The 1,118-nt window shown below is 46.2% G+C and carries 2 protein-coding genes; both read right to left on the bottom strand.

Annotated features, from left to right (window positions below):
• Positions 1-269: alpha/beta hydrolase (locus A3763_RS03435; protein ID WP_156494869.1), on the bottom strand; the 269-nt coding region annotated here is incomplete at its 3' end.
• The coding region (locus tag A3763_RS03430; RefSeq protein WP_068759885.1) for an 8-amino-7-oxononanoate synthase at positions 262-1,118 on the bottom strand (857 nt) is incomplete at its 5' end. The genes A3763_RS03435 and A3763_RS03430, both read right to left, overlap by 8 nt.

Below are 1,118 nucleotides of genomic sequence, written 5' to 3'. Positions count from 1 at the left end.
ACAAATCCCTTACGTAACTTTTCAGAACTATAGTTAGACAAATAGTTAAGAGCCAGCTGACCACCAAGAGACCAAGCTGCAACAAGCGTTCCTGGCTGAACACAGTCGTCAATAGCTCGACTACATTCATCCAAGGATGTCAGACCAGCAAGACTCAAGACATCAATAGAATATCCGTCAAAACCTTCTGCAAAAAAGTCTTCCCACATCGAGGTCGGCGCTGACCAGCCATTCACTAACACAATATGTTGCACAGTTTGCTTAGACATCTGGTGTCACAATACCTAAATCTATCGCCATACTGAGGGCATCGAGCAGTTGCTCAACGTGGGCTAGATCATGATCAGCACTAAAGGTCACACGTAAGCGCGAGGTATTAGCAGGAACAGTAGGAGGACGAATAGCGGTTACCAGTATGCCCTGACTAAGCAGGAAGTTTGACAGTGCGATAGCATCATCACTACTGCCGATAATCAAAGGCTGAATAGGACTATTTGATTCAACAAGACAATAACCTAGCGCTTGTGCCTCAAGCCTAAAGTAAGTGATCAAAGAGGATAAATGTGCTCGCTTCTGATCGGCTTTTTTAATCAGATCAAGACTAGCTCGTGTTGCAGCCGCAATCGCCGGTGGCATAGCTGTTGTATAAATATAAGGGCGTGCCGCTTGAGTCAGGTAATCGATTAGAAGCTCTGAACCAGCAACAAAAGCACCTGATGTACCAAAGGCTTTGCCAAAGGTACCCATCAACACAGGAACGTCTTTCTGAGCAAGTCCAAATACATTACATGAGCCTTTTCCCTGTTCACCAATAACACCCAAGCCATGCGCGTCATCAACCATTAATAAGGCACCTTGCGCAGTGCAGGTTGCTGCAATATCTTTCAGGGGTGCGATATCTCCATCCATGCTGAATATGCCGTCACTGACGACTAAGGCCTTGCTTTGTTTCACACCTACCGGCTGACTACGTGTCGAGAGCTTATCTAAATGAGAACTAAGGCTGGAAACGTCATTGTGTAAGTAGCGTTGAAAGCGAGCTCCACTCAATAAGCCACCATCTATAAGCGAGGCGTGGTTAAGCTTATCCTGCAGCACAATGTCGCCCTTTCCTACCA

The organism is Oleiphilus sp. HI0128 (assembly GCF_001635365.1).
The sequence above is the reverse complement of the archived record's forward strand: the minus strand, read 5'-3'. Positions and strand labels throughout refer to the sequence as shown.